32 protein-coding genes and 1 pseudogene are annotated in these 24817 nt (G+C 58.6%); 15 read left to right on the top strand and 18 right to left on the bottom strand.

What is annotated here, in order from left to right:
* Nucleotides 1–472 precede the first annotated feature (472 nt).
* Entirely contained in the window at nucleotides 473–2236 is a 1764-nt protein-coding gene (locus tag CU048_14290) for a hypothetical protein (protein ID QBR72253.1), read from the top strand.
* Nucleotides 2237–2362: 126 nt separating this feature from the next.
* A pseudogene (locus tag CU048_14285) lies at nucleotides 2363–2479 on the top strand (thioredoxin reductase).
* A 46-nt stretch (nucleotides 2480–2525) separates the two neighbouring features.
* Here CU048_14285 and CU048_14280 read toward each other — a convergent pair.
* Entirely contained in the window at nucleotides 2526–2876 is a 351-nt protein-coding gene (locus CU048_14280) for a hypothetical protein (GenBank protein ID QBR72252.1), read from the bottom strand.
* A gap of 358 nt (nucleotides 2877–3234) precedes the next feature.
* Here CU048_14280 and CU048_14275 point away from each other — a divergent pair, with 358 nt between their 5' ends.
* The 3 genes from CU048_14275 to CU048_14265 all read left to right on the top strand — a co-directional run bounded on the left by CU048_14275 (nucleotide 3235) and on the right by CU048_14265 (nucleotide 4362).
* Nucleotides 3235–3561, top strand: a complete 327-nt coding sequence (locus tag CU048_14275; protein ID QBR72251.1) for a hypothetical protein — start codon at nucleotides 3235–3237, stop codon at nucleotides 3559–3561.
* Nucleotides 3562–3569: 8 nt separating this feature from the next.
* Nucleotides 3570–3797: a hypothetical protein gene (locus CU048_14270; GenBank protein QBR72250.1), complete on the top strand. Its 228-nt coding sequence runs from the start codon at nucleotides 3570–3572 to the stop codon at nucleotides 3795–3797.
* 88 nt (nucleotides 3798–3885) lie between these two features.
* Nucleotides 3886–4362 (top strand): transcriptional regulator, encoded by a 477-nt coding sequence (locus CU048_14265; protein ID QBR72249.1) that lies wholly within the window; start codon nucleotides 3886–3888, stop codon nucleotides 4360–4362.
* Between the two features lie 42 nt (nucleotides 4363–4404).
* Here CU048_14265 and CU048_14260 read toward each other — a convergent pair whose 3' ends face one another.
* The 7 genes from CU048_14260 to CU048_14230 all read right to left on the bottom strand — a co-directional run bounded on the left by CU048_14260 (nucleotide 4405) and on the right by CU048_14230 (nucleotide 9268).
* Nucleotides 4405–4836 (bottom strand): inosine-5-monophosphate dehydrogenase, encoded by a 432-nt coding sequence (locus CU048_14260; protein QBR72248.1) that lies wholly within the window; start codon nucleotides 4834–4836, stop codon nucleotides 4405–4407.
* Nucleotides 4837–5003: 167 nt separating this feature from the next.
* A complete protein-coding gene (locus CU048_14255) occupies nucleotides 5004–5216 on the bottom strand; it encodes a hypothetical protein (protein QBR72247.1) in 213 nt (70 codons plus the stop codon).
* A 244-nt stretch (nucleotides 5217–5460) separates the two neighbouring features.
* Complete coding sequence (locus CU048_14250) at nucleotides 5461–6186, bottom strand: hypothetical protein (protein QBR72246.1); 726 nt, start codon at nucleotides 6184–6186, stop codon at nucleotides 5461–5463.
* Nucleotides 6186–6776 carry a hypothetical protein gene (locus tag CU048_14245; GenBank protein ID QBR72245.1) on the bottom strand — a complete coding sequence of 197 codons (591 nt, stop codon included), beginning with the start codon at nucleotides 6774–6776 and terminating at the stop codon, nucleotides 6186–6188. Before CU048_14245 ends, CU048_14250 begins: the two co-directional genes overlap by 1 nt.
* A gap of 152 nt (nucleotides 6777–6928) precedes the next feature.
* Entirely contained in the window at nucleotides 6929–8110 is a 1182-nt protein-coding gene (locus tag CU048_14240; protein ID QBR72244.1) for an MFS transporter, read from the bottom strand.
* Nucleotides 8111–8534: 424 nt separating this feature from the next.
* The gene (locus tag CU048_14235; GenBank protein QBR72243.1) at nucleotides 8535–8774 is read right to left on the bottom strand and encodes a hypothetical protein; all 240 of its coding nucleotides are present in this window, start codon (nucleotides 8772–8774) and stop codon (nucleotides 8535–8537) included.
* A 215-nt stretch (nucleotides 8775–8989) separates the two neighbouring features.
* On the bottom strand, nucleotides 8990–9268 hold the full coding sequence (locus CU048_14230) for a hypothetical protein (GenBank protein QBR72242.1): 279 nt from the start codon (nucleotides 9266–9268) through the stop codon (nucleotides 8990–8992).
* 280 nt (nucleotides 9269–9548) lie between these two features.
* Here CU048_14230 and CU048_14225 point away from each other — a divergent pair, with 280 nt between their 5' ends.
* A complete protein-coding gene (locus tag CU048_14225; GenBank protein ID QBR72241.1) occupies nucleotides 9549–10040 on the top strand; it encodes a dehydratase in 492 nt (163 codons plus the stop codon).
* Between the two features lie 127 nt (nucleotides 10041–10167).
* Here CU048_14225 and CU048_14220 read toward each other — a convergent pair whose 3' ends face one another.
* Both CU048_14220 and CU048_14215 read right to left on the bottom strand, forming a co-directional pair.
* Nucleotides 10168–11379 (bottom strand): hypothetical protein, encoded by a 1212-nt coding sequence (locus CU048_14220; GenBank protein ID QBR72240.1) that lies wholly within the window; start codon nucleotides 11377–11379, stop codon nucleotides 10168–10170.
* A gap of 62 nt (nucleotides 11380–11441) precedes the next feature.
* A complete protein-coding gene (locus tag CU048_14215) occupies nucleotides 11442–12317 on the bottom strand; it encodes a hypothetical protein (protein ID QBR72239.1) in 876 nt (291 codons plus the stop codon).
* Nucleotides 12318–12431: 114 nt separating this feature from the next.
* Between CU048_14215 and CU048_14210 the strand changes: the two genes are divergently transcribed.
* Genes CU048_14210 through CU048_14200 form a run of 3 tightly spaced genes read left to right on the top strand, consistent with a single transcriptional unit; the run spans nucleotide 12432 to nucleotide 15163 of the window.
* Nucleotides 12432–12725 (top strand): hypothetical protein, encoded by a 294-nt coding sequence (locus CU048_14210; protein QBR72238.1) that lies wholly within the window; start codon nucleotides 12432–12434, stop codon nucleotides 12723–12725.
* Nucleotides 12726–12756: 31 nt separating this feature from the next.
* A complete protein-coding gene (locus CU048_14205) occupies nucleotides 12757–14418 on the top strand; it encodes a hypothetical protein (protein QBR72237.1) in 1662 nt (553 codons plus the stop codon).
* 25 nt (nucleotides 14419–14443) lie between these two features.
* Entirely contained in the window at nucleotides 14444–15163 is a 720-nt protein-coding gene (locus CU048_14200) for a glutathione S-transferase (GenBank protein QBR72236.1), read from the top strand.
* A gap of 19 nt (nucleotides 15164–15182) precedes the next feature.
* Here CU048_14200 and CU048_14195 read toward each other — a convergent pair whose 3' ends face one another.
* Nucleotides 15183–15509, bottom strand: a complete 327-nt coding sequence (locus CU048_14195) for a hypothetical protein (protein ID QBR72235.1) — start codon at nucleotides 15507–15509, stop codon at nucleotides 15183–15185.
* 316 nt (nucleotides 15510–15825) lie between these two features.
* Here CU048_14195 and CU048_14190 point away from each other — a divergent pair, with 316 nt between their 5' ends.
* Nucleotides 15826–16053 (top strand): hypothetical protein, encoded by a 228-nt coding sequence (locus CU048_14190; protein QBR72234.1) that lies wholly within the window; start codon nucleotides 15826–15828, stop codon nucleotides 16051–16053.
* A gap of 145 nt (nucleotides 16054–16198) precedes the next feature.
* On the opposite strand, the gene CU048_14185 is transcribed toward CU048_14190, so the two are convergent.
* Both CU048_14185 and CU048_14180 read right to left on the bottom strand, forming a co-directional pair.
* Complete coding sequence (locus CU048_14185; GenBank protein QBR72233.1) at nucleotides 16199–16507, bottom strand: hypothetical protein; 309 nt, start codon at nucleotides 16505–16507, stop codon at nucleotides 16199–16201.
* A gap of 192 nt (nucleotides 16508–16699) precedes the next feature.
* Entirely contained in the window at nucleotides 16700–17365 is a 666-nt protein-coding gene (locus CU048_14180; protein ID QBR72232.1) for an XRE family transcriptional regulator, read from the bottom strand.
* Nucleotides 17366–17674: 309 nt separating this feature from the next.
* On the opposite strand from CU048_14180, the gene CU048_14175 reads away from it, so the two are divergent.
* A complete protein-coding gene (locus tag CU048_14175) occupies nucleotides 17675–18568 on the top strand; it encodes a hypothetical protein (GenBank protein QBR72231.1) in 894 nt (297 codons plus the stop codon).
* Here CU048_14175 and CU048_14170 read toward each other — a convergent pair.
* Nucleotides 18521–20170, bottom strand: a complete 1650-nt coding sequence (locus tag CU048_14170) for a hypothetical protein (protein ID QBR72230.1) — start codon at nucleotides 20168–20170, stop codon at nucleotides 18521–18523. The two genes, CU048_14175 and CU048_14170, sit on opposite strands and share 48 nt — an antisense overlap.
* Before the next feature lie 138 nt (nucleotides 20171–20308).
* Here CU048_14170 and CU048_14165 point away from each other — a divergent pair, with 138 nt between their 5' ends.
* Entirely contained in the window at nucleotides 20309–20587 is a 279-nt protein-coding gene (locus tag CU048_14165; protein ID QBR72229.1) for a hypothetical protein, read from the top strand.
* Between the two features lie 73 nt (nucleotides 20588–20660).
* Here CU048_14165 and CU048_14160 read toward each other — a convergent pair whose 3' ends face one another.
* Nucleotides 20661–20846, bottom strand: a complete 186-nt coding sequence (locus CU048_14160) for a hypothetical protein (protein QBR72228.1) — start codon at nucleotides 20844–20846, stop codon at nucleotides 20661–20663.
* A 208-nt stretch (nucleotides 20847–21054) separates the two neighbouring features.
* Here CU048_14160 and CU048_14155 point away from each other — a divergent pair, with 208 nt between their 5' ends.
* Nucleotides 21055–21264 carry a hypothetical protein gene (locus tag CU048_14155; GenBank protein ID QBR72227.1) on the top strand — a complete coding sequence of 70 codons (210 nt, stop codon included), beginning with the start codon at nucleotides 21055–21057 and terminating at the stop codon, nucleotides 21262–21264.
* A 74-nt stretch (nucleotides 21265–21338) separates the two neighbouring features.
* On the opposite strand, the gene CU048_14150 is transcribed toward CU048_14155, so the two are convergent.
* The 3 genes from CU048_14150 to CU048_14140 are packed head-to-tail and all read right to left on the bottom strand — an operon-like array spanning nucleotide 21339 to nucleotide 23011.
* A complete protein-coding gene (locus CU048_14150; protein ID QBR72226.1) occupies nucleotides 21339–21602 on the bottom strand; it encodes a hypothetical protein in 264 nt (87 codons plus the stop codon).
* Nucleotides 21603–21658: 56 nt separating this feature from the next.
* Nucleotides 21659–22747 carry a sodium:proton antiporter gene (locus CU048_14145; protein QBR72225.1) on the bottom strand — a complete coding sequence of 363 codons (1089 nt, stop codon included), beginning with the start codon at nucleotides 22745–22747 and terminating at the stop codon, nucleotides 21659–21661.
* Between the two features lie 6 nt (nucleotides 22748–22753).
* Nucleotides 22754–23011, bottom strand: coding sequence for a hypothetical protein (locus CU048_14140; GenBank protein QBR72224.1), 258 nt, complete (start codon nucleotides 23009–23011; stop codon nucleotides 22754–22756).
* Between the two features lie 101 nt (nucleotides 23012–23112).
* Here CU048_14140 and CU048_14135 point away from each other — a divergent pair, with 101 nt between their 5' ends.
* Both CU048_14135 and CU048_14130 read left to right on the top strand, forming a co-directional pair.
* On the top strand, nucleotides 23113–23877 hold the full coding sequence (locus tag CU048_14135) for an ABC transporter substrate-binding protein (GenBank protein QBR72223.1): 765 nt from the start codon (nucleotides 23113–23115) through the stop codon (nucleotides 23875–23877).
* A 38-nt stretch (nucleotides 23878–23915) separates the two neighbouring features.
* Nucleotides 23916–24785: an oxidoreductase gene (locus CU048_14130; GenBank protein ID QBR72222.1), complete on the top strand. Its 870-nt coding sequence runs from the start codon at nucleotides 23916–23918 to the stop codon at nucleotides 24783–24785.
* Nucleotides 24786–24817: the final 32 nt, after the last annotated feature.

The raw sequence follows: 24817 nt of genomic DNA, 5'->3' as shown, positions 1-24817 counted from the left end.
TGCCGGCTCATTTGTCCGCGACGCGAACCGCGAGCGCTCATTTTGCTCACTAGGACCACTGCTTAATCTTGGGTGCTTTAATAGATTTTTACACTCAAGATTCATAAAACTTGTTTCATGAAACTCACTTCATGAAACAAGGTTCATAAATTTGTCAAATACGACGATTCCGAGAGTGAAAGCTATCGCGGAGGACAAGCTATTGTGATTACGGCATTGCCTTCGGCTGTTCCGATGGGACGTCCTACTGCTGTGCTAATTTCGTCACGCCGAATTTGAAAGGATCAGATCCATTCCTGGCCAGAATCTAGGCCAGAAGGCCAAAACTTATTTTCATTCAATTTGTTGACCGAATGCTCGGGCGCAACATTAAAATAGGTTTTAATTTTCATTACTTAGATGATGCTTCGCTGTCACGGACCGTTGCTATCCGATTTCCTCATCCACGACAGATTTGAGGGGACACAACATCATGAAAACGCAAGACATTAAGCTTGGGAGGAAGCAGAGCTACAAGCATAAGCGAGCAGCCGTCGCGATGGCTCTTGGCGCTCTTGTGGCTGTCCAGGCGACGCAAGTCCATGCCGAGGATACAACCTCCGAGATCCGCTTCCTCAAGGAACGGCTGAAGCAGCTCGAAGCAAAGGTCAATGAGCAGGCCCGCAAACAGAAGCAAACCCAGGCCCAGATCCGGCAAGTGGAAGCGCAACCGGTGCCGGGCCCGGCACCCGCGCCAGCCGCCTATGGAATTGGTGTACCGCCACAGCCGGGACCCGGCGGCCTCGCCCAATCCGAAACGGATGTCCGCGGCCTGCCGACTCTTGGCCCCTCCACGATCTGGTTTAAAGGCGTCACCATTACGCCTGGCGGCTTCCTGGCATTGGAAAGCGTGACCCGCAGCCCCTTCATCGGCGCCGATATAGGGACGCCCTATCAAAACATTCCTTTCTCCAATGTTCCCGCGAGCCATACCAATGAATTCCGCTTCTCCGCGCGCCAGAGCCGCTTCTCTTTGCTGGTGCAAGGCGATGTCGATCCAGCCACACATCTCGCCGGCTATGGGGAACTGGATTTCCTCGGGGCTGCGCAAACCGCCAATTCCAACGAAAGCAATTCCTACCAACCCCGCGCCCGCCACCTCTACCTGACGGTGGATCAGGACTATTTCGGCGCTCATCTGCTTGCCGGTCAAACCTGGTCTCTGGCGACCATGAATACCAAAGGCATTCTGCCGCGGCAGGAAGATATTCCCCTGACGATCGACGCCCAGTACGTTCCGGGCTTTGTCTGGCAGCGTACCCCGCAGATCCGAATCGTCAAAGACTTCGACAGAACCTTCTGGGCCGCTCTATCGGCGGAAAATCCGCAGACCACTTTCGGCGGCGGCACCCCAACGCTGTTCGACGGCGGGGCCATCATCAACACGGTGGGGGCTGCCGGCATCGCATTCCCTCAGACCAGCATCGTTGGCGGTTCCCTGCTCAATAACGCCAATGCGATTTCCCTCAATCAAATGCCGGACCTGATCGGCAAGCTTGCCTGGGATCCGACGATTGGCGATCGCACCCTCCATATGGAAGCCTTTGGCATCTTCCGGAATTTCCAAGATAGAATCATCTATCCCTTCCGCACTGCCGCGTTTCCTTTCGGCACAGGCATCCCCAATCAAAATAACAACACCACAGGCGGCGGTGTCGGGGGCTCGATCCTCATACCGGTTATTCCCAAGGTTCTCGAAGTCCAATTCTCCGGCATGACAGGACGGGGCATCGGCCGCTATGGCACCGCCCAACTCCCCGACGTCACCTTCAACGCGGATGGCAGCCTCGCGGCAATCCCGGAAACCATGCTGCTTGCGGGCGCGGTCTGGCATGCCTTCCCTGAGCTCGACATTTATACCTATGCCGGTCAGGAATTCCAGAATTCCAAAGCGGGGCTTTCGATCCCCGGAGCCCACACACCGTTCGGCTGGGGCAATCCGAATTTCGTGAACAGCGGTTGCGCAATCGAATTCTTCGGCACCGGCACCGGCGCAAGTGCCTGCACTGGCAACACCAAATTGATCCGGCAAATCACGGCGGGTTTCTGGGACAATATTTATAAGGGGCCTTTCGGCCGTTTAGCAGGCGGCCTGCAATATTCCTTCACCCAGCGCATTGGTTTTCCCGGCGTCGGCGGGACGCCAGAGCGGAATGAAAATATATTCCTGACCAGCCTTCGCTACTATCCTTTTTGACCGCGCAATCTTCTCAAAGTACGCAGGGCCGGTGGTTTAATCCGCCGGCCTTTTTCTTTGCTATTCGACTGCGCAACGCGCGCCGATGATTCGTCAAGAACGCGACCGCGCTTGTTTCTCGCTGAGGGTCTTTACGCCGCTGGCGATGTCGTGAATGAACTCAATCAGATCTCTGTAGCGGTGGGCCATGCCGCGATCGCCGCCACCGCCATACATAATAAACTGAACAAGACATCTCTTTGAACTGCATCGTCACGATAGAGCCGGCAGACAAGGCGGCTGCGTATGGTCAACTGCTCAGCCCGCGCCTTTCGCCCTGCACATGCTGGTCTCCCCCGGCCTTTTCTCCCGTGATCTTGCTGGCCTCGGCAAAACCCGCCTCGGTGAGCCTGAAGGAGGTCGGGAAACTGACCTCGACCCATCGTCTTTGGGCCGCAAATCGTATGCCGCGATCGAAATCACTGCGGTTCCAACCCCGTTTGCCAAATTGCAAAACGAAGGCATGGAACGTCAATGCATGTCTGCCGGTCCAACTATAGCCAAGCAGGGTCACAAGAATGCAGCGAGCGATTGACTCTTCCATTGAATAATCGGTCATTGTTCTAACCTTTTTTGCCCGAACGCATCCGGGAAGATTCATTGATGCGCAAGTCAAGCTGAAACGGAACTAGACTTGCGGGGCGGACCGCCAAATCATTTAAAGAGCGACCCAAGGGCCTCCTCATCGCAACTGTAGGCAAAATCAATACGGCTGGAGAGCCTGATCGGGACGCATATTTTATTGCAACGCCTCACAGAGAAATTTGTTGCTCTCACCTTTCAATTGAAGGGTCCTGCCAGGAAATATTTGGAGTGCCGCCGCGATCTCTTCAGCAGCGTAAGCTGAACTCTTCCCTCTTTTTCGCGAATTATTAGCCGACCCGCCGATCGGCAACCGCGTTTCAGTGATCTGGCCATATCGGCAAAAACGCGGTCATTTGACTACAAAAAGGGCTAACATGGCGGCAAGCGCCGCCGAGATCAGCCCGATCACAATGGCGACCGCGCAAATTTTCAGCGCGCGGTCGGCCCATATTTTCCAATCAATCATTGCGAATCCTTTCGGCTATCGGCGATCCATCCTAGCGCTATTGCCGGCGAGCGGCTCATTTCAGGCGCCCTCCTGGGCCGGTAGCATACGACGCGAGCCAGCTGGCATGCGCCGCCGGCCCAAATCCAACAAAAAAGCAAAATGGGGCTATTTCCTTGATGCCAGAAAGAAGCTACCCGTTTTCCAAGCCGGTGCCGACGCCTCGTCGCGCGGTCGCAAAACCGCAGGATTTTGAGGCATTCCATGGCATCCAGATGGCTCGAAATCTTAAAAATGGAGCTGACTGACCCTCATTTGGGCATCTCCGCGACATTCGGGATCGTCATCCTTCTGCTCCATTACGGCTTGATTCCGCCGCTCGAGCCCTATCCTTGGCTCATTCCTCTGGCTTGGTTTGGACTCCTGCTTTTTGGTATATTGTGGGTCCTTCAGGTCGCCGATGCCCTCAAGTCGCGAACACCCAAGCGCTAGTGTCTCATGCTCAAACAAGCAAAGGCAGCCTCGTTAGCGACGCTGCAGTACGAACTTCGCCACCTCCCCCGCCCACACCGGGATAGTCATGGATCTCGCTGATCTGATCGATCCGAGCCGCGTCGTTTTCGGCGCCCGCGCGAGCAACAAGGAGCAATTGCTTCTCGATCTCGCCTCACGCGCGGCGACCTCGCTTCACCTCGATTCGACAATGCTCTTCGACGCCTTGCAAGCCCGCGAAAAATTGGGTTCGACCGGGCTCGGTGAAGGGTTTGCCCTTCCGCATGCGCGCGTGGCGGGATTGGATCAGTTCTTCGGCATGTTTGTCCGGCTTCACCGACCGATTCATTTCGACTCGATCGACGGCAAGCCTGTCGACTTGGTTTTCCTTCTGTTGATTCCCGCGACAGCCGGCGGGGAACACCTTGCCACACTTGCCGCCATCTCACGGCGTTTGCGCGACAAGGAGTTCGCCGCGAAACTGCGCAAGGCCGCAAGTGGCACAACGCTTTACCATCTGCTTTGCGAACCGCACCATGCACCTAAGGCAGAGACGGGAAGCTAAGCGAAGTCTCCGGCTGTGCGCCTTTTGGCGGCATGAAACGGCTCAAGCCGTCGCGATATAGTCTCGCAAGACTTTCTGCTCATATTCATATTCAGCAAGGCGTTGCTTAACGAGGTCGCCGATCGACACCAACCCGACCAGCCTCTCATGGCGCAAAACCGGGAGATGCCGGAACCGGCCGTCGGTCATTTTCTCCATGGCGACATGAACGCATTCGTCTTCACGTGTGGTGGTGACCTCGGCGGTCATGTGCATCGACGCCGCGTCATTGAATACGGAGACACCGCGCTTGGCGACTGCGCGGATGATGTCGCGTTCAGATAAAATGCCAATAACCTTGCCTTGAGCATCGGCGACCACGACCGCACCAATGTTTTTCGCCGCCAGAACTTCGGCAACTTCGGCCAAAGTTCGATGCGGCTGGGTCGTGACCACGTCTGCGCCCTTGGCGGCGAGAATGCGCGCGATTGTCATTTTTGCCTCCCTTTCGCAACCAATTTTCCATCGGTTTGCTTCGGCTGCCCGCAGGCAGTGCACTGAATTGCGTCAGGATGCACCCGGTCTCAAGCCTAAGCAAGAGCGCTGTGCGGCGTCTTGCCGCGAACAGGCTTCCGCCAGCCTTAACCGTTACAGTTCACCCCTCATACGTTTCGGTCGGGCGAAAAGACCATGACGATTGCCAATAAGCCCGCCACGCTGATCGTCGATCCGATGGCATAGGCTCTGGCCGCGCCCAGGATTGAAACCATCTCCGCCATATGAGCCCACATCCGTGCGACCGAAGCCAGCATAAACGCCGCAACGACCCCGAGAGCACAATAAGCCAGCCTCTCACGCCACAGCTCATGTTTCATGGATGATCGCCTTCCTGAAACTCCAAGACATTGCTGCCGCCAACATCGAGTTGAGTCCGCTTTTTTACCTGCGTCAACAGGTGACCGCCCTTCTGGCGTTGCGTCGTCGAAGATAGCCCCCGAAACTCTGTGAACCCCCGAGACGAGCTTGGGTTGCGCCGCCAAGCAAAACGAGACCGAGGCTCCAAAATCAATTGGAGGCCTCGGCAAATTTTGCTGTGAAACGGTAGATGCTCCTTGAAGATTATTGCCGGGTACGGGTGAGCAGCCAACCAACGAATGCGGCCCCGGTCATGACGAAAACCACCTGCCCGCGGTCGCCGTAGCGGATCGTCTTGGCGGCGCGGTCAACCACTTCTTCCGCCGTGCCCCGCGCGGTCGCCCCCATATTCTCGATGAGGTCGTCTACGACCGGATTGCCCGCGCCGGGATATTTGCCGATTTTCTTCAGAAAGGCAGCCAAAGGCTGCACCAGATCGCTGGCGGATGTACTTGGCACCATCGACATCGCACTCGAAGGAGCAAAATCCATACTCGCGCCGGAACCAAACGCGCTTGCGGCGTCCGCACCGATGGCCGGCGCGCCCATGAGGGCACTGAGATTGGCCGTTGGCTTCGGGGCGTCACTTTGCATTCCTATCCCTTCGGACGCCAAGGATTTGCCCTTGATCGCGGCCACCGCCGCGAAGACCACAGTCAATAGGCCCAAGACACCGCCAATGATTGCCAGCGATGTATCGGCGCCCCACTCTTGCAAGGCCCAACGATACAACCCGATCAGGCCGATCCCCACCGCCAGCACCCCCGTCATCCCGGCGAGCGCGTAAAGGGCAAAGATCACCGCTGCTTTCTGAGCGAGCCGTTTGCCTTGACAGACCGCCTGTTCGACCCGCAGCTCAACGCTCGCTTTTGCCGCTTCTACTTGAGCTGGAACATCAAGCCCCAGCAACTTGAGGATTCGGAACAACATCAGCTTCGGCGTCCTACGAGCCCGATCAATATGCCAACAAGCACCGCCCCTGCCATCGCACCGATCGGATTGCGCCGAATCACAGTTTCGACTTCGGATGCAAAAGCCTTGGCCTGTTCATTCGCCGCAGAAGCCATCTCCGCGCTGCTTCCGGCCATATTGGTGGCCGCAGTGGTAACCTGGCCCGCCACGTTGGAGGTCACGTCACGTGCCGTTCTTGCAGCCTCGGTACCTGCCTGCGACATGAACTTCGCGACGGTATCCTTGACGCCGTTCAGGTCATTTCGTAACGACTGCCAATCTGCTGCTGCCGAGTCCATCGCCTCACTTGCGGCATTGCCGACGGCTTCCTTGCCGCGAGCCGCCGATTCCGCAATTGATGAACCGGATTTTCCTACTGCGCTGTAGGGGCCATCATTGATGCCGCCGGTAGCGGCAGATCTGGATTGCGATTGGCGTTCTTCCATGATGTTTTTCCTCTGATTGGGTGCGGTTGGCCGAAGGCCAAACAAAAATGCGAAGAGACAAGCGTCGGACCAGGGCAGATGATTCGAAGCGCTGCTAATGATGGCGATCCGCTCTATCACCACATACCGGCCCCTCAACGTACGCCCACGAAGCTTGGTTCCGCCGGAGGCTGCAATGGATCCATCGATTGGACGAGGCCAAGTTCGTGACGCCGGTACGACGCATGTATGACGACGTGTGTATGACTATGCTGTACGCGGCAACGAAATCGCAGTTAGACCGGCTTGGTCTCCGGCATAAGGATGAGGATGAGAAGGAGACCCGCGGTTCCGATCATCGCAAGTGTGAAAAAGGCGGCGCTATACCCCACCATCGCGACGATATATCCTGCCACGACCTGGCTCGATGAGCCGCCGATACCTTGAAGGGTGCCAAGAACGCCGCGGGCGAGACTGTAATGGCCGGTCCCACCCATAATATCGGCGAGGACGAGCGGCAGAAGTGCATCGAAAAGCCCGCCCCCAACGCCATCCAAAACTTGCACCGCCAGGAGCCAGGACGGATCATCGAACGACATGCAAAGAAAGCCACGCAGCGGGAGCGCGGCGAATGCGAGCAGCAAAAGCGGCCTGCGACCTAGCGTATTCGCCCGGGTCACCAGCAGCGCCATCAAGATCGTAGCGAACTGCGCGACGATAATGGCGGCGGAGGTGAGGCTCGTTTCCCAACCGGGATTGGCCAGTGCAAGCTTCTGGACGACGAGCGGCAGCATCGGTGCGTTGGCGAAATGAAAGAGCCCCGCGGCGGACGCGAACACGACAAGCGGGCGAACCTTGAGTAACGCTCGCCAGTTTGTGGGCAGCGCATGGTGAGAACCATTCGTCGGAAGACCACGGGCTTGATCATGATTAATGGCACCGGCCGGAATCGAGAGCACCGCGATCGTCGTCAGCCCCGCAAAAATCGGTGTGAGATAGAACGGCGTTTCTTGCGTGTAAGCCGCTCCGAGAACGCCGACAAAGAGTGCGATGAAGATGTTGCCGGCCCGATCAAATGCGGCGTTGCGGCCGAGGCGGGCCGCTAGCGCGTCGCGTCCGAACATGCCAAGAGTGATCGCGGCCACGGTTGGCGCGAAAACACCGCCAAGAACGGCCATGAAGATATCCGCGATGAGAACGACGGGTGTGACCGGCATCCATACAATCGCGAGACCGCAGCATGAGAGGAGAAGGACACCGGCAATGATGAGAGCCCGCTTTGCCCGGGTGTTGTCGATAAAAACGCCCACGGCCGGGTGCGCCATGACTCCGATGAGGCCGCTGGTCGTCAGCACCGCGCCGATTGCGGCCTGACTCCAATCCATTCTAGTGAGCAAAAAAACATTGAGATATGGGCCGAGCCCGCCACGCACATCGGCGAGGAAAAAATTAAGCCAGTCCAGAGCATCTAACCGCATGCCGACGACCAATCCTTCTCGCAGAGATCCGAGCCTCGGACATTACGGAGGTGGGCCTATGAACCCCTTGCTCACGAAAAAGACCTGGCGACCGGAGCTGCCCCGAATTCTCGTCATCAGATAAGGGCCATTTAAGGACGGGAACATGCGTCGAGCAAAACCTAAAAGGGCTCGACAAGGGCTTGTATCGGATCGCCCGCGAAAGAGCCATCAATCAACGGATCATATGGCCGAAGCGAACCGTCCGGTAGGACCCGGCTGTTTGTGAAGGGCAAGTAGCCGCCGGCTCCGTCGGGGACGATGCCCGGCACGGGCGCCGTCATGAAGCAGAAAAACAAGTAACATTCCAACCTCGCTACTCCATTTCCTTCCCGGGACAATCGCGAAGCCAGACTCTAGTTCCACTCATCACGGGACGAAGCTTTCAGCTCTCCCCGGAGTCTTCTTCTTTGGGTGTTTCCGCTGCGGTCTCGGCGGCAATATTCTCGGTGGTTTCCAAACTGCCGAGCAACTCGCGTCTTGCTTCTTCACGCCCTTTTGCGCGGCCCGCTTCATAGGCCATCCGCAACACACTGCGAATCTCCTTGATCTTTCCGCCCAAGGGACCGTCAGAGCCTTCCGCCGTATCCCTTTCGCCGGTTTTTAATTTAATCACGTCAACCATGTGTCTACCTCCTCTTACCGCCCGTAAATCCCCCATTGCAGAAATCCAATAGATCCAATTCGAGGTGCTGTTCATTCAGCGCAACCCAAACAAAATGCATTGCCCTTCGCCCTCTTGCGCCCAGTTTGATGCTCATGTGCTTCGTCATGTGAAACACAGAGCCGAATATGGGATGTCGTCGATCAAGTCTCGGCAACGAAACAGCTGTCGTGACTTTAGCGTTGCGGCGTCGGCGTCTGCGATGGCACACGAAAACGGATATGTTGCATCATGTCAGCAAAAACGCCTGACAACAGGCCCGACGTTAAAGCATAGCCAATTTGAAGGCTCCCAATCATGAGAGCGATTTCAAAGCCGGTTTGCATAGCGCTCGCCTGTCCGTGCCAGGACGACGAAACCAAAACGGCGATCGCCAAGCCGCAGCAGGTCGGCAAGAGAATGAAAGCCGCAAAAATTCGTCCAAGAATTGCGCCAGTTAAGAGGCTAAGGATCAAGGCACCTAACACAGGCAATCACTCCCGAATGAGTTTTGGTAATTGCTTTTTTTTCACAATACTCTTATTCGCTGCCGTGCTGTTGCGCACGAGGTGTCGGCAAAGCGTCAACTGTCGATGCGTGATCCGCTCATTTTGTCGTGAACCAATGACGGGGCGCATGTTCGCCGGCTCTTTTCGAGGACGACAAAACATGAGTGATTTTCGCCTTGAGCCTCTGTTCGCTTCGCGCGAGATCGTAACGCAGCGAGATTGACCACAGCATGGGTGACTCTCAACCATGACGGACGCGCGAGATGATTCGAGCCGGCGCTTCTATTTGGACGATATGCGCGTGGGGCAGCGCTTCGTCAGCGCCGCGCATGCTCTTGACGAAAGGCAAGTGAAAGCCTTCGCCGCGGAATTCGATCCCCAATCCTTCCATCTCGATGAAGAGGCTGCAAAGGCCTCGTTATTTGGTGGGCTGGTGGCAAGCGGCTGGCACACTGCGGCCATCACCATGCGGCTTCTGGTCGGTGGCGGGGCACCGATCGGCGGCGGAATTATCGGCCTTGGAGGCGAGATCACTTGGCCTTGTCCCACGCGTCCCGGTGATGTCTTGCGGGTCGAAAGCGAGATCGTTGACATTAAGCCATCGCGCTCACGCCCGGACCGCGGCATGGTCACGGTCCGCATCGAAACGAAAAATCAGCGGGATGAAATCGTCCAGATTCTGGTGGGCAAGCTCGTTGTGCCCCGCCGTCCGACGGCGAATGCGAATGGCACACCTTAAAAGCCCCGGCACGTCTAAGGCGAGTGGTCGATCCAGGACAGTCGATTTAGAACATATGGCCGATGTCCCGGTGGAAGAGGCTTGATAGGTTTGCTGTCGATGTTCGGTAGCGAATTCGCAGGATCCGCTAACGCTTGGGAACGCCGCCAGGGCCGCCGAAGCCGCCGAGCCCCGGCAGGCCACCCGGAACACCGATTCGACCAGGTAGGCCCGGGGCCCCGAGCCCCGGCACGCTACCAGGAACGCCCAATCCACCTGGAGCGTCAAATCCGCCAGTTCCGCCCAGCCCAGGCCCGCCCAGCCCAGGCGTGCCAAGCCCAGGCGTGCCAAGCCCATCGGGGACTCCGCCCAATCCACCTGGAGTGTCAAATCCTTGCGGGTTGCCGAAGCCTCCGGATCCCGGTTGGTTCATGCCGCCTTTGTCGTTCCGCTCTCCCGGTGCCGAACCGCCTCCATTGGCCGGACCTCCTTCCCGTCGATCGAGATGGATGGACTCCACCTGCAATTGTCCCCCACTCCCAACTCCCGTTGTAATGAAGGCACGTACGGATCCGTGAGCCGGGAGGCCGGCGGTGCGGCCGCCGACGACCTCCAACCCCGAGCCAAGGCGCAAACCGCCGTCGCTGCGTTCGACATAGGCCTCCACCGAAAGCTTTTTGACATTGGGTCCAAGCAGAGCCCGCTCGGTGACGCCCTCGGAGACCTCGAAAACATTCTTGACCAGTTGGCCCTCCAATACGACACGCCGTCCGATCAACGTCCTGTCCACGCGGGCGAGCTTCAGACCACCAATCATCAACGATCCGTCAGACGTCTCTACGATGGGCCCCGCAACTTTCATCGCGTCGCCGGGTCGCTTCTCAACCAAGCTCGCGACGATCACGCCGTCCGGCCGCCGCAAACCGCTGACCGCAACGTGATCGCCAATACGCCATTTCATTCCCGCCCAGGAGAGGCCGGAAAACGAGACGGTCTGGCCGAGCACCGTGAAGCGTCCGAGCGAAACGCCATCGATGCGGCCGACCACTTCGCTCGTCACGTCTATTCTTCGAGTCGTCAGCCCCTTGCCGCGTTGTTCCGCGACCACGCGCACCACCTGTCCAAGTTTCAAATCATCGGCCGCCGCTTCCTTGCCATCGATCCGCACGATCACGTCCTGCGGATAGGCGATGCGGAGGTCGTTCACGAAAATGCTGCCGAAGCGTTGAATGGAGCCGATGACGCCGGTGCCGCCAATGCCTTTATCCCCTTCGCGTTCCTTCGGCGAAGGAGCCACGCCCGTGCCGCCGATTCCTTGATCAAGCGGCTTCCCGATGGTGACGCGGCCGGACGATCCCATGAAAGTCGGCAAGGCGGCGAACAGAGCCAAAATACGTCTGCGCGTTATAGGATGACGATCGCTCACCGGTCGGGCCCTTGTGCACTACCCTCTGGATCTGCAGACTCGGGAACCGGGTCACGTTCCCGTTCTCGATAAACATAGACGCCGAGCGTCCAGCGGTAGTCGCCTCCTACATCGGCCTCGCAGGCGGCATGCGCCTCGCGATTGGCTTCCCGCAACACATCCAGCGCGAGTTCCCGTGAGCGGTCTTCGAGGCGCTGGGCCAAGTCCAACGACAAACCATCGTAATGGACCGCGCGCTCCATATAACGGGGCTCTTCGCCGAGGACGTTAGCGACGGCGGCAGCGACATGATCGTGCAGATTGCGCCCGAGATAATAAAGCTGCTGATCGCTGCCGCTTTGCGGAACGAAAGCCCCTTCGGACAGAACGATCCGTCCCTCGGCATCGATCGTCACCAGCTTGCGATCAAGCCATTCGTCGAGCACCGCCCGGGGACGGACGTCACGAGTCACCGACGCGACGAGAGATTCAAATGAGGGCGATGAGTCAAGGTCAGCGACCCTGGGCAAAGGTAACGGCCTTCCTTGTTCATCGGTGAAGTTCGGCGCCGCCAGCCATCGCGCGATGATGCGGCTCGTCCGTGACACAGACGCCGGCACGACACTGATCGGCGCTCCTGCCCCGCGCAGACGCCGCACCTCCTTGCGATGGATACCTGTGAGCAGGCTGACGCGACTGTCGGTTTGCTCCTTGTCGGCTAATGCAAAATCATATTCGGCGACGTTGACGTAAAGTTCGCGCAGCAAATCGCTGAGTGCGGGGAAAGTAATCCCACTCCTGATCAACAGCCGAACGAGCGGCCGCAGCAGGCGAGCAATCGGAGCCTGCAGCTTGGCTGCGTCCGGCGGGGTGCGGTCAGACTGATCACTCATTCAAAAACATATGAACCAAGACGGAGTGGGACACAATCCCACAAAACACTTGACGTGGGATATTTTCCCACCTAAGGCTAGCGTGTGATTTATTCCCACGCGAGGTCCGTCCCTATGATCCGACGTTTAATCCCGGTCTCCACGAAACCCTCCCGGTCCAGCCGCCGCTCCTTGGATCCGTGGACGTCATCCCCTGGCGCCCTTCATTTCGCCGGTTTGCGGCGAGGCCTATTTTTCTTCGCGGCGGTTCTCTCGCTCATCCTTCCGGTCGCTGTAGCGGCGCGTTGCGCGCGGCCGGAGCCAGAAATTTCAAGGGCTGTGCTGGCCGACCCTGTTCGAAACGCGGCAACGCCCCTCGGCGCCGTCCTGCTCATGCCCCCGCGCAGTTTTGATCCGCAGCCCCGCTGAACCCTTGCGCGGCTTTTGTGAAGGACATCCGATGTTTTCTGTCATCTGTTCGATCCTCGGCGTCTATAGCAACGCGACGAGCGACCTTCCCCTCGAGACGTGGCGCCTGATCGCCGTGGCGCTCATCGCTCGACACACGGCCCTGCGGCATCTTGCCAAAGCTGCTTCCGGCTACGTGGTTCGTCTGACAGCCGATATCCGCGCATTGCTGAGCGCGCGCCTCAGTGTCGTCCCTGCAAGCTGCCTTTCTTTCGAAGACGCAGGTGCGATCCAAAACAATTTGCGATCGCCGACAAAGACTTCAAAGCCTTTCCAGGTGGATCTGTCGCGTTTCACCCAGCAGGCCTTGCCGCGTGTCTATCTCGACCTTACGGATGTCGTGTCGCATGCGATCTGGCACGATAGCTGCGCGGGAATCCCCCGCGTTCAGCTTGAAGTGGCGACGAAACTTGCTCAGTCGAACCCCTCGGTGAGCATACTCGGCTTGCATCTCGGACAATGGTACGAACTGCGCCCGATCATCGAGTCCGCGAATGGCGACGTCGATGCCATTTTTTCCTTACTGAAAGAAACATTCTTCGAATTCGGACGGACGCTCAAGGGCCTGCGCGCCTTCTTCAACAAACGGCGTCGCAAGTTCCGCAGCAAGCGCTACGCCCGGGCACCCGAATTAAAAGCTGAAGACACGCTGTTTATCGGCGGCGCGTTCTGGGTCAACAAAGAGACAATCAATTTCTGCAAACGGGCCGCAGCAAACCGTGCAACTGTCCTCGTCCTGGTTCACGATCTCATACCCGTCACCAATCCCGATTTTACCGGGCATGATTTCCAAGCCGAATATTTTGAGATTCTCAGTTTGCCGATCCATTTTATCGTCACGACCCACCTCAACCGCCGCGAACTGGAACGTGTTCGGCAGCAAGCGAACGCCGCGAGCCTGGTGACATGTTCGTCGATCGTTCCGCTCGCCGACGAATTTCCAGGTTCACCGCGCAATGCACCTCCGCTCGCGGCCACGGATCGGCTTGCAGGTCTCATCGCTTGCGACTTCGTACTCTGCGTCGGGACAATAGAAGTGCGCAAGAACCATCTCACGCTTCTTGCCGTTTGGGACGAACTTGCAACGGAACTCGGCCATCGCCTTCCGCTGCTTGTCATCGCGGGGCGGAGAGGCTGGAAAGCCGATGACGCATTGGCGAAGCTCGACGCGGCACGTGCTTTCGCCGACCGGATTATTTTCATCGAAGCGCCAACCGATCGTGAGTTGCAATGGTTGTATTCCTCTTGCCTCTTCACCATTTTCCCAAGCTTCTTCGAGGGATGGGGATTGCCGATTGGCGAAAGCTTCTGGTTCGGAAAACCATGTGCGGCCTCCAACACGAGTTCCATCCCGACGGTCGGTCGCGATCTTTGCGCCTATTTCTCTCCTTACGATCCTCGGGAAATGAAGAATGCCATTCGCCTCCTCTTGAACCCCGAAACTCGCTACGCTCTTCAACAACAGATCGAGTCCGCGCCCTTGCGGTCATGGTCGGACGTCGCGCACGACATCGAAAGCGTGATCAACCAACGCCCCCCGGCGGGTGATCCGTTTCAGAGACCGCCGCATTCGCTTGAGTTGGACGGAGGCGACAGCCTGGCCGCAGACAAATTCGCTTCAATTGCCCAATCGATGCGGGAGCGGATAGGCTAGGCTAACCGCAGCACGGAGCTTGAACATGGCTTACCAGCTTTATTATTGGCCAGAGATTCAGGGGCGGGGCGAATTCGTCCGGCTGGCGTTGGAGGAAGCCGGCGCGGACTATGTCGATGTTGCCCGGTCGGGTGACGGCGGTATGGCCGCGCTCTCCGCGGTCCTGGAGGACGCAGAGATCTCCCATCCGCCATTCGCGCCCCCTTTCCTGAAGGATGGAAACGTTCTGATCGGACAGACCGCAGCAATACTCCTTTATCTGGGCGATCGTCACGGTTTGGCTCCGCGAGAAGAGGCACTTCGTCTTTGGACCCATCAGATCCAGCTCACCATTGCCGACCTCGTTGGGGAAGCCCACGACACGCATCACCCCTTGGGAGGAGATCTCTATTATGAGGATCAAAAACCGGAAGCGCGGCGCCGATCAAAACAGTTTCGCAAGGAGCGCATCCCCAAATTTCTGGGTTGGTTCGAGGACATCCTGAAACGCAATCCGGAGGGAGAAAAGCATTTGGTGGGGAAGTCGGTGAGCTACGCCGACTTATCGCTGTTTCAGATTGTCGAGGGCCTAAGCTACGCTTTTCCGCGCTGCATGAGGCGGGCGCTTCCCGAATTTCGGCTGGTTGAGGGATTGCACAAAGCGGTGGCCAAACGTCCGCGCATTCAGGCCTATCTGTCAAGCGATCGCCGCATCCCCTTCAATGAAGAGGGCATCTTCCGCCATTATCCGGAACTTGACGGTTAAGCGCGCTCACTTGCTGTGATTAGCGCGGCCTATGGGAGTTGATGCGCAGCAGGCCAGCGATGATCGTGGCGGCAACGACAAAGCCGAGCACCGGGATCAAAATCAGGAAAGCGCCGATAAAGAAAATCAGCAGGGCAACAGAAACAAAACCAAACAGCAAAGCGAAAGGAAGCAGGCCAAGCGGCCCTATTCGGGTCACATAGATCCTTTGTTCGCCGCGCACATCGACAAACCGGCGCGGCCAATGGGCGGTGTCCAATTCCGCGGCATCCGGTTGGTCCGGGGGAATGATCTCCGGCTCAAGAGAGTTGCCCTTGTCTGGCGGGGTCGGTCGCTGATCATTCATATTGCCAAAACCACAATCTATATCCGGTTGACGTTCAATGTGGGCGCCCCACAAGGCCGGCGGACCTGCCGTTGTGGCCCCACCAAAAGAGACCATTGCGACCCCATCGCATAGATGGTCTTTCCTCCGCCTGCGCCAAGGGAGTAGAAGCAATTTCGCGTCTACGAACGCAGATTTCGCCTGAACACCGAAGATGAAGCCCGAATTGCCCCCCGCACTGACGGCTGTCGCTTCCTTAAGTTTTCCAAGCCCGGCTCAAGTGTGGGGCTGAGGTATTAGAGATTGGCTGACGTTCAAGAAATGGGAGGGACCCAAAATGGGATGGCATGTGCGTTATATCGATAATTCCCTGCAACACGAAATGCTGTCGCGCGAATGGGATACGGAAGAGGAGGCCCTTGAGGAGGCTTGGACCTTGGCGCAGGGAGACAATGAAGTGACCGCCGTTGAGGGGCCGGATGAAGAGCGCGTGCCGATGGAAGAGATCCAGGCCTGGTTCGAAAATCGGACCGCCCAACAGGGAGGAACGGAATCCTCTCCCTGACGCAATGATCGGGTTTCCGGACCCTCATGAGCCCAAGCCTTGTTAGGCAAAGGGCGCAAAAGGCGCGCCGCTCCAGCCTGCCTCTTTCCGCGAGTGGAACCGCTCAAGCCCTTCTTGGCCAATTGCCGGGAGGGGGCCCGGCATCCTATCCGGCAAACACGCCCTCATGTCCCCGCTCGCGATGAAACACGGATTGGGCCTCCTGCTGAACCAATTCCAAAAGGAGGGTCAGCCGTTCAAGCTGGGCGGATTTGGCGAGGGTCGAAAGCTCGCAGGTCATTGTTGCGATGTAGTCAGCCGAAGACTTGGCAATCATCACAAGTTCCGAAGTCATTTGCGCGACATATTCCGCAGTTTCCGACGCGCTGGCCCCAGCAATCCGTTGGCTATCGAGATCGGTAAATACCTCTTTCACGAGGGAAGGGGCCTGTTGATTTTTGACACGCTTGGCCATCGCCCTACTCCTGTCGACCAGGCTGATTGAAACAGTTTTTTCCGGCGTTAGCCTTGCCGATCCCGCCCCGGTGCCTGTTGATCGGGATGGCCGCGTTGCGCCGATAAAGTACTGTACATAACGAACAGTAACGGCGCAACACAAAATGTACAGCAGCTCAAAAAATCTACAAATCGCGCTATTCCGCTTCGGTCAGCGAAGCCCCTGCCGGACGCTCCGCGGCGCCTTTTCGAGCAGGTTCCATTCGCCGGCGCGGATATTCCCAAACACTTTGCAGGCCCATTCGATTTGGATGTTGTGGATCGGGCTCGCATTATGGCTCACCAGATCAAACCGATCCTTGCCGACCCGCCGGATTGTCTTCAGATACCGCCGTCCATCGGTCAGCCGCACGGCGGCCTCCCAACCATCCGCCTCGCTTCGTGTTTGAGCGACCTTCCAGCAGATGACAATATCGCCGGGATCATAGCGGGGCCACATGCTGTCGCCGACAATCTCGAAGGCAACGGCTCCGTCGGGTACGGGATAGGGAATTTCGATTTCGGCGAAACCTTCCGCCGGCTCCTGCTCGAAATCGGCATCGATAACCGCACCGGCGCCGATCCGTCCGACCAGGCGGACGACATTTTTTGGCTCGGGCCTAGCCTCGCCATCGCCTTCGCCGGTGAGAAGCCATGCGGCGCTTACGCAAAACGCTTTGGCGTAGCGCTCGGCCACGGCAGGCCGCAAACCCCGCTCCCCGTTCTCGTGGCTGCGATAGGTGTTTTCGTTCCAGGCGAAGGCGCGGGCGGCATCGGTCGCGTTTTCATACCCGGCGTTCTCTCGGGCGAATTGAAGCCGCTGATAGGGTTCTTCCATTCACGAAATATAACAAAACGTGTTGTACGATTCCACCGAAAAGCGATTTTCTTAACAGCCATTGTACGGCGCGAGGGTCGCACTTTGAACAATTGATTGTCTTTGAACATTTGATTGTTAACGTCAAATGAATGGTGTAGCTTGGCATTGCACCATATCGCGCTTGGCAACTCTAAGGAGACGGAGCATGAACCAAGACGAGAGTCGTCCGGAAACCGCCGAACCCGAAACTGCTCCTCAAACCACCCCGCAAACTGCGGAAGTGGCCCGTGACGAGGAAGAGATCGACCTCCTTCCGGCCTGACGCCCTTGGCCCCCCGCTCCGCGCCGGTCCCCTCGGAGACCGAGCGCCACATCGCCGAGGTCACGGAACGCGGCTACACCGTCATTGAGGCCGTTCTCGATCGCGACGAGGTCGAGGCGTTTCTGGACGATACCCGACGGCTCCACCGGGAGCTGCCGACAGTTGTCGCCAACTCGACCACTGTCGTGAAGGGCTTCCTCCGAAAAGGCCAGGCGCCGCTCAAAGTCCCGGATCATGATTGGGTCCGGGTCGACAATTTGCTGATCCACGGCCGAAGGTACGAGCCGCTGCCCGTGCATCCGCGGATCTTGCCTGTCATCGAGGGCGTGCTCGGACCGGATTGCCTGCTGTCCTGGTTCATGACCAGCAACCAGCTGCCCGGCGCCGTCGCCCAGCGGCTGCATTGCGACGATGAAATGTATCCGCTGCCGCGACCTCACCAGCCTCTGCTCTGCAATGCCCTCATAGCCCTCTGCGACTTCACGGATGCCAATGGGGCAACTCGGGTCGTGGCCGGCTCGCACCGCTGGCAGGAGAAGCCCGAGCCGCCCTTTGTCGAGAGCAACGCAATCGAAATGCCGGCAGGTTCGGCGCTGGTCTGGAACGGCAGTCTTTGGCATACCGCGGGAGAAAACCGCACGACTGCGGAGCGCCCGGCCCTCACCATCAACTATTGCGCCGGCTTCCTCCGTCAGCAGGTCAACCAGCAACTCAGCCTCCCTCGCGAGCTGGTGCGCCGACTCGATCCTCGGCTCCAGGAGCTTATCGGCTACGGGCTATTCGCGCGGAAGATGGGACGGATCGACTGGCGTCCACCCAATGACTATCTCGATGCCGATGAGCATCCTTTCCTACCGATGTTGCGCGCCACCGGCCGCCTGCCGAACGCGGGTGAATAGGCCGCCGCCCGGAAAACGGGGCGAACCGCGCGGGAGCGCAAGTCCGGCTCCCAAGGCGAGCAAGGTCAGTCCGGCGGCGACCGCGATGGTGGCCCGCGCCCCGGCCGAATAGGCCTCGTTGACCACCGCCACATTGGCTTCGTTGAATGGCGGCGTCCCGCGTTGCTCGTGTTGGAGCCGGCCAATCCGTCGATGGGAATAGAGGACCTTGGGCGACGCCCCGAGATGGGTTTTGAGGTGTTCGCGCTGCTGCGCGGTCGCCGAGGATTCGACACTTGTCGTCGAGACCCCGGCAAAGACCGCCGTCAGCATGGCCGCCCCGAGCGCACCTGCAAGCAGCCGCATCGAACTCTGCATGCCGCCGGCCATGGCGGACGCCGATTGGGGCACATCCCGAAAGATCATATTTACGAGCGTGGCATAGGCCACACCCCAGGCGACGCCGTAGACCGCGAGTACCGCCGCCATGAGCGGTCCGGAGCCGCTGGACTTGAACATCGGGATCAGCGCTAACAGGGTCAGCGGCAGAACACCGACCGCGGTCAAAGCCACGGTCCGCTCATCGAAAAATTTGCAGACTTGCTCAGCGAGGCCGCCGCCAAGGCCGATCCCAACTCCATAAGCGGCCAGCACGAAACCCACTGCCAAAGGGTCGTAGTCGAGCACCACCCCAGTGAAAAGAGGCAGCACGAGTTGAAAGCCCACATCGCCGCAGGACATCAGGGCCGCGGTCACGGTGCCGGCGGCAAAGCTTCGCTTTCGGAACAGGCCCAGCGATGCGACGACGTCACGTCCCGCCCGCTCCCGCGCTCTCTCAACCCAAACGAAGCCGGCAAATGCAGCCACAGTGCCGGTCAGCAAGAGCGCCGCCGAACCGGATCCCAAATGAGTCCAGCGATCGGCCACCACGACGAGACTCCCCGCGGCAAGCACCAGCAGCGTCGTCCCGCCGACGTCGAAAGACGCGGCCGCCTGCTTTTGGCTTTCGGGGAGACACAAACGAATCCCGATCGCAGCGATTGCCGCAAGGGGCACGCCGGCCAGGAACGCCCAACGCCAGGAGAAAGTGACCGCCATCATCCCCCCAATAAGCGGCCCGATGCCGGCCGCAACGCCGATCGCCGTGGCCCACAGGCCAAGGGCTCGGTGCCGGCGGGGACGATTTTGTGGAAACAGGCTGTTGAGCAGGCCGAGCCCGGTCGGCAGCACAATGGCGAGCGATAGCCCCTGCAGAACGCGCCCGGCGACCAAAGGCCAGAAGCCCCAAGCCAAGCCGGTCAGGGTGCTTCCGGCCACATACAAGGCCAGCCCGATCAGAAACAGCAGGCGTCGACCGATGCGGTCGGCCAGCTTGCCTCCGGGGATGGTGAAGGCAGCCGCCGTCGCGAGATAGCTTGTCAGGGCCGTCCCGACATCATCGACAGTGAGATCGAGATCCCGAACCAGATCGGGGATAACACTGTCAACGACGGTATAGTCGACGATGATCAGGACAACCGAGAACAGAAGGAAGGCATAGCCGATCCAGACTCGGGTCGCGATGGGCCCACCCCCGGCAGTCACTGGGGCCGACCGGCCACGCGCGACGCCGCCTGGCGGCAGCGATGTGTCAGGGAGGCATCCGAAACTTCAAGCGCCACTTCGAGTCCCCAAGCACGATAACCTGCAGGCTATCATGCCGCTTGGGGAAAGTTGAGATCGATATCAACCTCGTCGATCGTGCGGACGAGGACCGAATGCATGCGGCTGCGCCAAGTTCAGCGGCAGGTCGGCTGGAAAGCCCTGCCGCTCGTGATTTTCTTTGTAGCTGCCAGTACGACCTATATCGACCCGAAGACGAGCTGGCCCATCGCGATCTTCTGGCAGTGCCGGTGCTACCGTTCGTTGATATTGGGGTTTATCTTACGCAGCTTGATGGCTGAGTTTATTGCCGAGCCCCCTAAGGCCATTGAGTTTGTCGGTGAGCCAGACCTTCGATCCAAAGTTCGGCATCTGGCAGATGGATGCGTGCCAGCATAAGCCTGCAGCGTATCAACCAATTTTAGCGCCCAAAGCCACTCTTTTGCCGTTCTCCCTATAGCCGTCGCGCCTATCAGACGAGGTCGCTGGCCGCAACGAGGCCTTGCAGCACAGCCGCCGCGACGGCGAAGTATGCTGCGCGCTTGTTCCAGTTTGCTTGCTCGAGAACCGGTTTGGTCAGCCAATCGAAGTTAGTCATATCGACGGTGAGGCCCATGGTAGCCGGCAGTGAAACCAGCGCGACCTTTAGCCAGCACATCGCGGCGCTAAATGCGCAAATCGCTGAAAGAAAGTTTAGGATTCCGAGCAAATCTTTCATTCGGGGTTCCTAGCCTGGCTTGTCCACACGAGCCCCGCGCGGGACGCCAGGCTAAACGAAAAGGCGGCCCGACCATAGCTAGAGCTCGAGCAATATGGCACACCCTATGCTTTCCGACGTTAATCGTCTTAACGAGCGGAGGCATGTCGTGACCGAGCAATCGATCTCAGGCGACACGGGACGGAGTTATGCCAGGCGTATCCGGGTCGCCCGCACGGCTATAGACGTCCTGCAAAAGAGGATCTCAGAGCTTCAAGCGGGTGGCGACAATCCAAACACACGTAAGACAGTCGACATGTTGAAACCCTACCTTGCGCACATTAGGAGGACTCTGGAGACGGAAGTGGCCCAACCATAACTAGGGCTGGAAGCTTGGTCTATCTCTAAGGTGCCGCAGAAACTCAATAAATAACAACGGGGTACAGTCGGTATTTATCGGCAGGTCACGCCGCTGACATTCCTCAGCGCATCGCAGAGCGTGATGGACTGTTGGTCTTGCAGTACCTGCTGCGGGACGACCACGACGCTGCCTGGAACCTCCATAATCGGAGTCGAGGCTCCAGAGCCATCGCTAAAATTGGGCACGTAATAACCAGTCCCATTCTGCGCGGCACCGCGATGATCCCGGTCGGCGGCGAGAGCAGGCCCCTGGAGCATCAAGGCGGCGCCCATTACGAGGATCTGGGAGCTTTTCATCGAAAACCCTCCCTGACGTTTTGCCGTCTCCGCAAAACGTCGCACGCGGATCCGGTTTATTCAATCGTAATCTTCGGGGCGGCGCGGGGACGCTCCTTTTCGAGACTGGCTTTGATCTGCGCTGCGATCGCACGATAAATCCCCGCAAAGGCACCCTTTGGATCAACCGCCGTCACCGGGCGACCCAAGTCGGAATTTTCGCGAATCCCAATATCCAGCGGCACTTCTCCGAGAAACGGCACGCCAAATTTTTCGGCCTCATGGCGGGCCCCGCCATGCGCGAAAATATCGGAGCGGCCGCCGCAATGCGGACAGAGAAAATAGCTCATATTTTCAATGATGCCCAAGACCGGAACGTCCACCTTGTTGAACATCGCAATGCCGCGGCGCGCGTCGATAAGCGCAAGATCCTGAGGCGTCGACACGATGACGGCGCCGGCCAGCGGAACGTTTTGTGCCAATGTCAATTGTGCATCGCCGGTCCCAGGCGGCATGTCGACCACCAGACAATCAAGTTCTCCCCATTGGACGTCGCGCAGCAATTGCTGGATCGCAGACATCACCATCGGCCCGCGCCAGATCATCGGATCTTCTTCCTCGACGAGGAAGCCGATCGACATGGCCTTGACCCCGTAAGCGGTGAGCGGCTTGATCGTGCGGCCTTCGGACTCGGGCTTTCCTTTGAGTCCGAGAAGGCGCGGCAGCGACGGTCCATAAATATCGGCGTCGAGGATGCCAATGCGCCAACCCAGCGATGCAAGGCCAAGCGCAATATTGACACAGCTTGTCGACTTGCCGACACCGCCCTTGCCGGACGCGACGGCAATGATGTTGGAAATCCCTGGTATGGCGATATTGCGCGGGGCGGCGGCCTTAGGCGGGGCGGACGCCGGTGGCGCTTGCGTTTCCGCGGTCAGGCTGACGAGAGCCGAAGTCACACCGCGCGTTTGCTTGACCGCTGCCTCCGCGGCGGCCCGCATCGGCTCGAGCACCGCCGATTGGCGCGGGTCGATTGCAATGGAGAGATAGACCTTTCCCTCCTTGATCGAAAGACCGGAGAGGGCGCCGGACTGAGGCAGCGGCGTCTTGCCGTCTGGACCCGGAACCGATTGAAGCGCGGCGAGAACATCCTGATCGCTAACCATACTTGGCTACGCTCCATTGTACCTGGCTGGCGAGTTATAAGAGCCGGGGCCCCTCGTTTCAAGCTGCTCGCCCGTGGCGACGCCGGTGCCTTGCGTCCGCGCGCGGTCTGCAGCCACTCTTTGGCGTTCGAAAGCAAAATATGCGCCGATTGCCGTAAAGAGGCCAAAGCCCGACCGAGCCCCTTTCCCGAAACCTGAAATCAATCCTATAAATGCGCCCGCAATGGCGCCCACGCCGCCGAATGCATAGCCGCGCCTTTTCACCCTAAGCAGATGGGCCGAATAGGACTGTAAGGAGAAGTTGATTGTCGCTCAGGGTTCAAACAGGCCGGGTGCGAGCCTCTTATGCGCGTTGGATTTTTGCAATGAGCTTGATCCTTAACTTCATGGGGCTGCCCTCAAAGGTGGCCGCAGAGGGTTCGCATGCTGTCTGGCAAACGGTCAGAATTGCCAGCGAAGGCGCGCGCCCGCCTTACAATTTTCTCGAAGACAATAAGCTTGCCGGCTTTGAGATCGATCTCGCACGCGATCTATGCGCCCGCATGAAAGTGACCTGCACATTCACCGCGCAGGATTGGGACGGACTCATTCCCGGCCTTCTCGACAATCAATATGATGCGATCATGGCGGCCATGGAAATCACCGACGAGGCCCGTCAGAAAATCGATTTCACCAAGCCTTATATCCGAATGCCCTCGGCGTTCATGAGTTCCAAGCAGAATGTCATCACGGATACGACCCCCAATGGTCTTGCCGGCAAAACGATAGGCGTCGAGTCGGGAGGAACCCACCCGGCCTATGTCGAAGATATTTTCAAACAGTCGGAGATCCGGACCTACGCCTCGCTGGAGGAAGCCATTCTCGATCTTGCCGAAGGGCGCCTCGACGTCTTCATCGGCGACAAGGACGCACTTATGGACTACATCAAGACCCGCAGGGAGGCACTCTGTTGCATCCTCACGTCCGACGTGCCGCGCGATCCCGCCTATTTCGGCGACGGCATTGGCATCGGCCTTCGCAAGCAAGACACGGTCTTGAAAGCGATGTTCGAGAAGGCCCTGGATGCGAGCATGGCCGACGGCACCTTTGCCAAACTCAGCAGCAAATATTTTGATTTCCAAATCAATTAGCCGCAGCGCTCTTTAAGGGCCTCGCCGGAGACGAACCAATGGCAAAAGTAGCTTTCCTCGGACTCGGCGTCATGGGATATCCGATGGCCGGCCACCTCAAGAAAAAGGGCCATGACGTCACCGTTTACAATCGCACTGTCGCCAAAGCGGAAAAATGGGTAACTGAATTCAACGGCGGATTTGCTGCAAGCCCGCGAGAGGCCGCAGTCGGCCAGGAGTTTGTCTTTGCCTGCGTCGGAAATGACGACGATCTTCGCGCGGTGACGACCGGTGCGGACGGCGCTTTTGAAGGGCTCGAGCCCTCAGCAGTCTTTGTCGATCATACGACCGCCTCGGCGGAAGTCGCGCGCGAGCTTCACGCAAAGGCCGAAGCGAGGGGTGCTGGCTTCATCGATGCGCCGGTCTCCGGCGGCCAAGCCGGCGCCGAAAACGGGACGCTCAGCATCATGTGCGGCGGCGCTGCCGAAGATTACCGCAAGGCGGAGCCGGTCATCGCGGCCTATGCCAAGGCCTGCCGCCTGATGGGCCCATCAGGGTCGGGGCAGCTGACAAAAATGGCCAATCAGATCTGTATTTCGGGTCTGGTTCAGGCTTTGGCCGAAGGCATCCATTTCGCCAAGCGTGCCGGGCTCGATCCCGATGCTGTCGTCGAGATCATCAGCCAAGGGGCGGCGCAATCCTGGCAAATGGACAACCGGCACAAAACCATGAACGCCGGCAAGTTCGACTTCGGCTTCGCGGTCGATTGGATGCGCAAGGACCTTGCCATATGCTTTGCCGAGGCCCGCCGGAACGGCGCAACCCTCCCCGTCGCGGCCTTGGTCGATCAGTTCTACGCCGATGTCCAAAATATGGGAGGCCGGCGATGGGACACATCGAGCCTCATCGCGCGTCTCGAAAAGCCCTAATTATTTGGGTTTAGGCTGTGTTCCGAATGAAA

Source organism: Beijerinckiaceae bacterium (genome assembly GCA_004564215.1).
Taxonomy (GTDB): domain Bacteria; phylum Pseudomonadota; class Alphaproteobacteria; order Rhizobiales; family Beijerinckiaceae; genus Methylocapsa.
Note: the sequence above shows the minus strand (reverse complement) of the source record. Positions and strands in the feature narration are given on the sequence as shown.

Coding starts and splice junctions, on each gene's coding strand:
- CU048_14190 (QBR72234.1), top strand. CDS start 15,826: ATGGGATGGCATGTGCGTTATATCGATAATTCCCTGCAACACGAAATG.
- CU048_14255 (QBR72247.1), bottom strand. CDS start 5,216: ATGAAACATGAGCTGTGGCGTGAGAGGCTGGCTTATTGTGCTCTCGGG.
- CU048_14260 (QBR72248.1), bottom strand. CDS start 4,836: ATGACAATCGCGCGCATTCTCGCCGCCAAGGGCGCAGACGTGGTCACG.
- CU048_14215 (QBR72239.1), bottom strand. CDS start 12,317: ATGAGTGATCAGTCTGACCGCACCCCGCCGGACGCAGCCAAGCTGCAG.
- CU048_14270 (QBR72250.1), top strand. CDS start 3,570: ATGGCATCCAGATGGCTCGAAATCTTAAAAATGGAGCTGACTGACCCT.
- CU048_14280 (QBR72252.1), bottom strand. CDS start 2,876: ATGAATCTTCCCGGATGCGTTCGGGCAAAAAAGGTTAGAACAATGACC.
- CU048_14200 (QBR72236.1), top strand. CDS start 14,444: ATGGCTTACCAGCTTTATTATTGGCCAGAGATTCAGGGGCGGGGCGAA.
- CU048_14225 (QBR72241.1), top strand. CDS start 9,549: ATGACGGACGCGCGAGATGATTCGAGCCGGCGCTTCTATTTGGACGAT.
- CU048_14180 (QBR72232.1), bottom strand. CDS start 17,365: ATGGAAGAACCCTATCAGCGGCTTCAATTCGCCCGAGAGAACGCCGGG.
- CU048_14265 (QBR72249.1), top strand. CDS start 3,886: ATGGATCTCGCTGATCTGATCGATCCGAGCCGCGTCGTTTTCGGCGCC.
- CU048_14165 (QBR72229.1), top strand. CDS start 20,309: ATGCGGCTGCGCCAAGTTCAGCGGCAGGTCGGCTGGAAAGCCCTGCCG.
- CU048_14160 (QBR72228.1), bottom strand. CDS start 20,846: ATGTGCTGGCTAAAGGTCGCGCTGGTTTCACTGCCGGCTACCATGGGC.
- CU048_14130 (QBR72222.1), top strand. CDS start 23,916: ATGGCAAAAGTAGCTTTCCTCGGACTCGGCGTCATGGGATATCCGATG.
- CU048_14220 (QBR72240.1), bottom strand. CDS start 11,379: ATGGGATCGTCCGGCCGCGTCACCATCGGGAAGCCGCTTGATCAAGGA.
- CU048_14135 (QBR72223.1), top strand. CDS start 23,113: ATGAGCTTGATCCTTAACTTCATGGGGCTGCCCTCAAAGGTGGCCGCA.
- CU048_14185 (QBR72233.1), bottom strand. CDS start 16,507: ATGGCCAAGCGTGTCAAAAATCAACAGGCCCCTTCCCTCGTGAAAGAG.
- CU048_14210 (QBR72238.1), top strand. CDS start 12,432: ATGATCCGACGTTTAATCCCGGTCTCCACGAAACCCTCCCGGTCCAGC.
- CU048_14150 (QBR72226.1), bottom strand. CDS start 21,602: ATGAAAAGCTCCCAGATCCTCGTAATGGGCGCCGCCTTGATGCTCCAG.
- CU048_14145 (QBR72225.1), bottom strand. CDS start 22,747: ATGGTTAGCGATCAGGATGTTCTCGCCGCGCTTCAATCGGTTCCGGGT.
- CU048_14205 (QBR72237.1), top strand. CDS start 12,757: ATGTTTTCTGTCATCTGTTCGATCCTCGGCGTCTATAGCAACGCGACG.
- CU048_14275 (QBR72251.1), top strand. CDS start 3,235: ATGGCGGCAAGCGCCGCCGAGATCAGCCCGATCACAATGGCGACCGCG.
- CU048_14235 (QBR72243.1), bottom strand. CDS start 8,774: ATGGTTGACGTGATTAAATTAAAAACCGGCGAAAGGGATACGGCGGAA.
- CU048_14240 (QBR72244.1), bottom strand. CDS start 8,110: ATGCGGTTAGATGCTCTGGACTGGCTTAATTTTTTCCTCGCCGATGTG.
- CU048_14250 (QBR72246.1), bottom strand. CDS start 6,186: ATGTTGTTCCGAATCCTCAAGTTGCTGGGGCTTGATGTTCCAGCTCAA.
- CU048_14195 (QBR72235.1), bottom strand. CDS start 15,509: ATGAATGATCAGCGACCGACCCCGCCAGACAAGGGCAACTCTCTTGAG.
- CU048_14290 (QBR72253.1), top strand. CDS start 473: ATGAAAACGCAAGACATTAAGCTTGGGAGGAAGCAGAGCTACAAGCAT.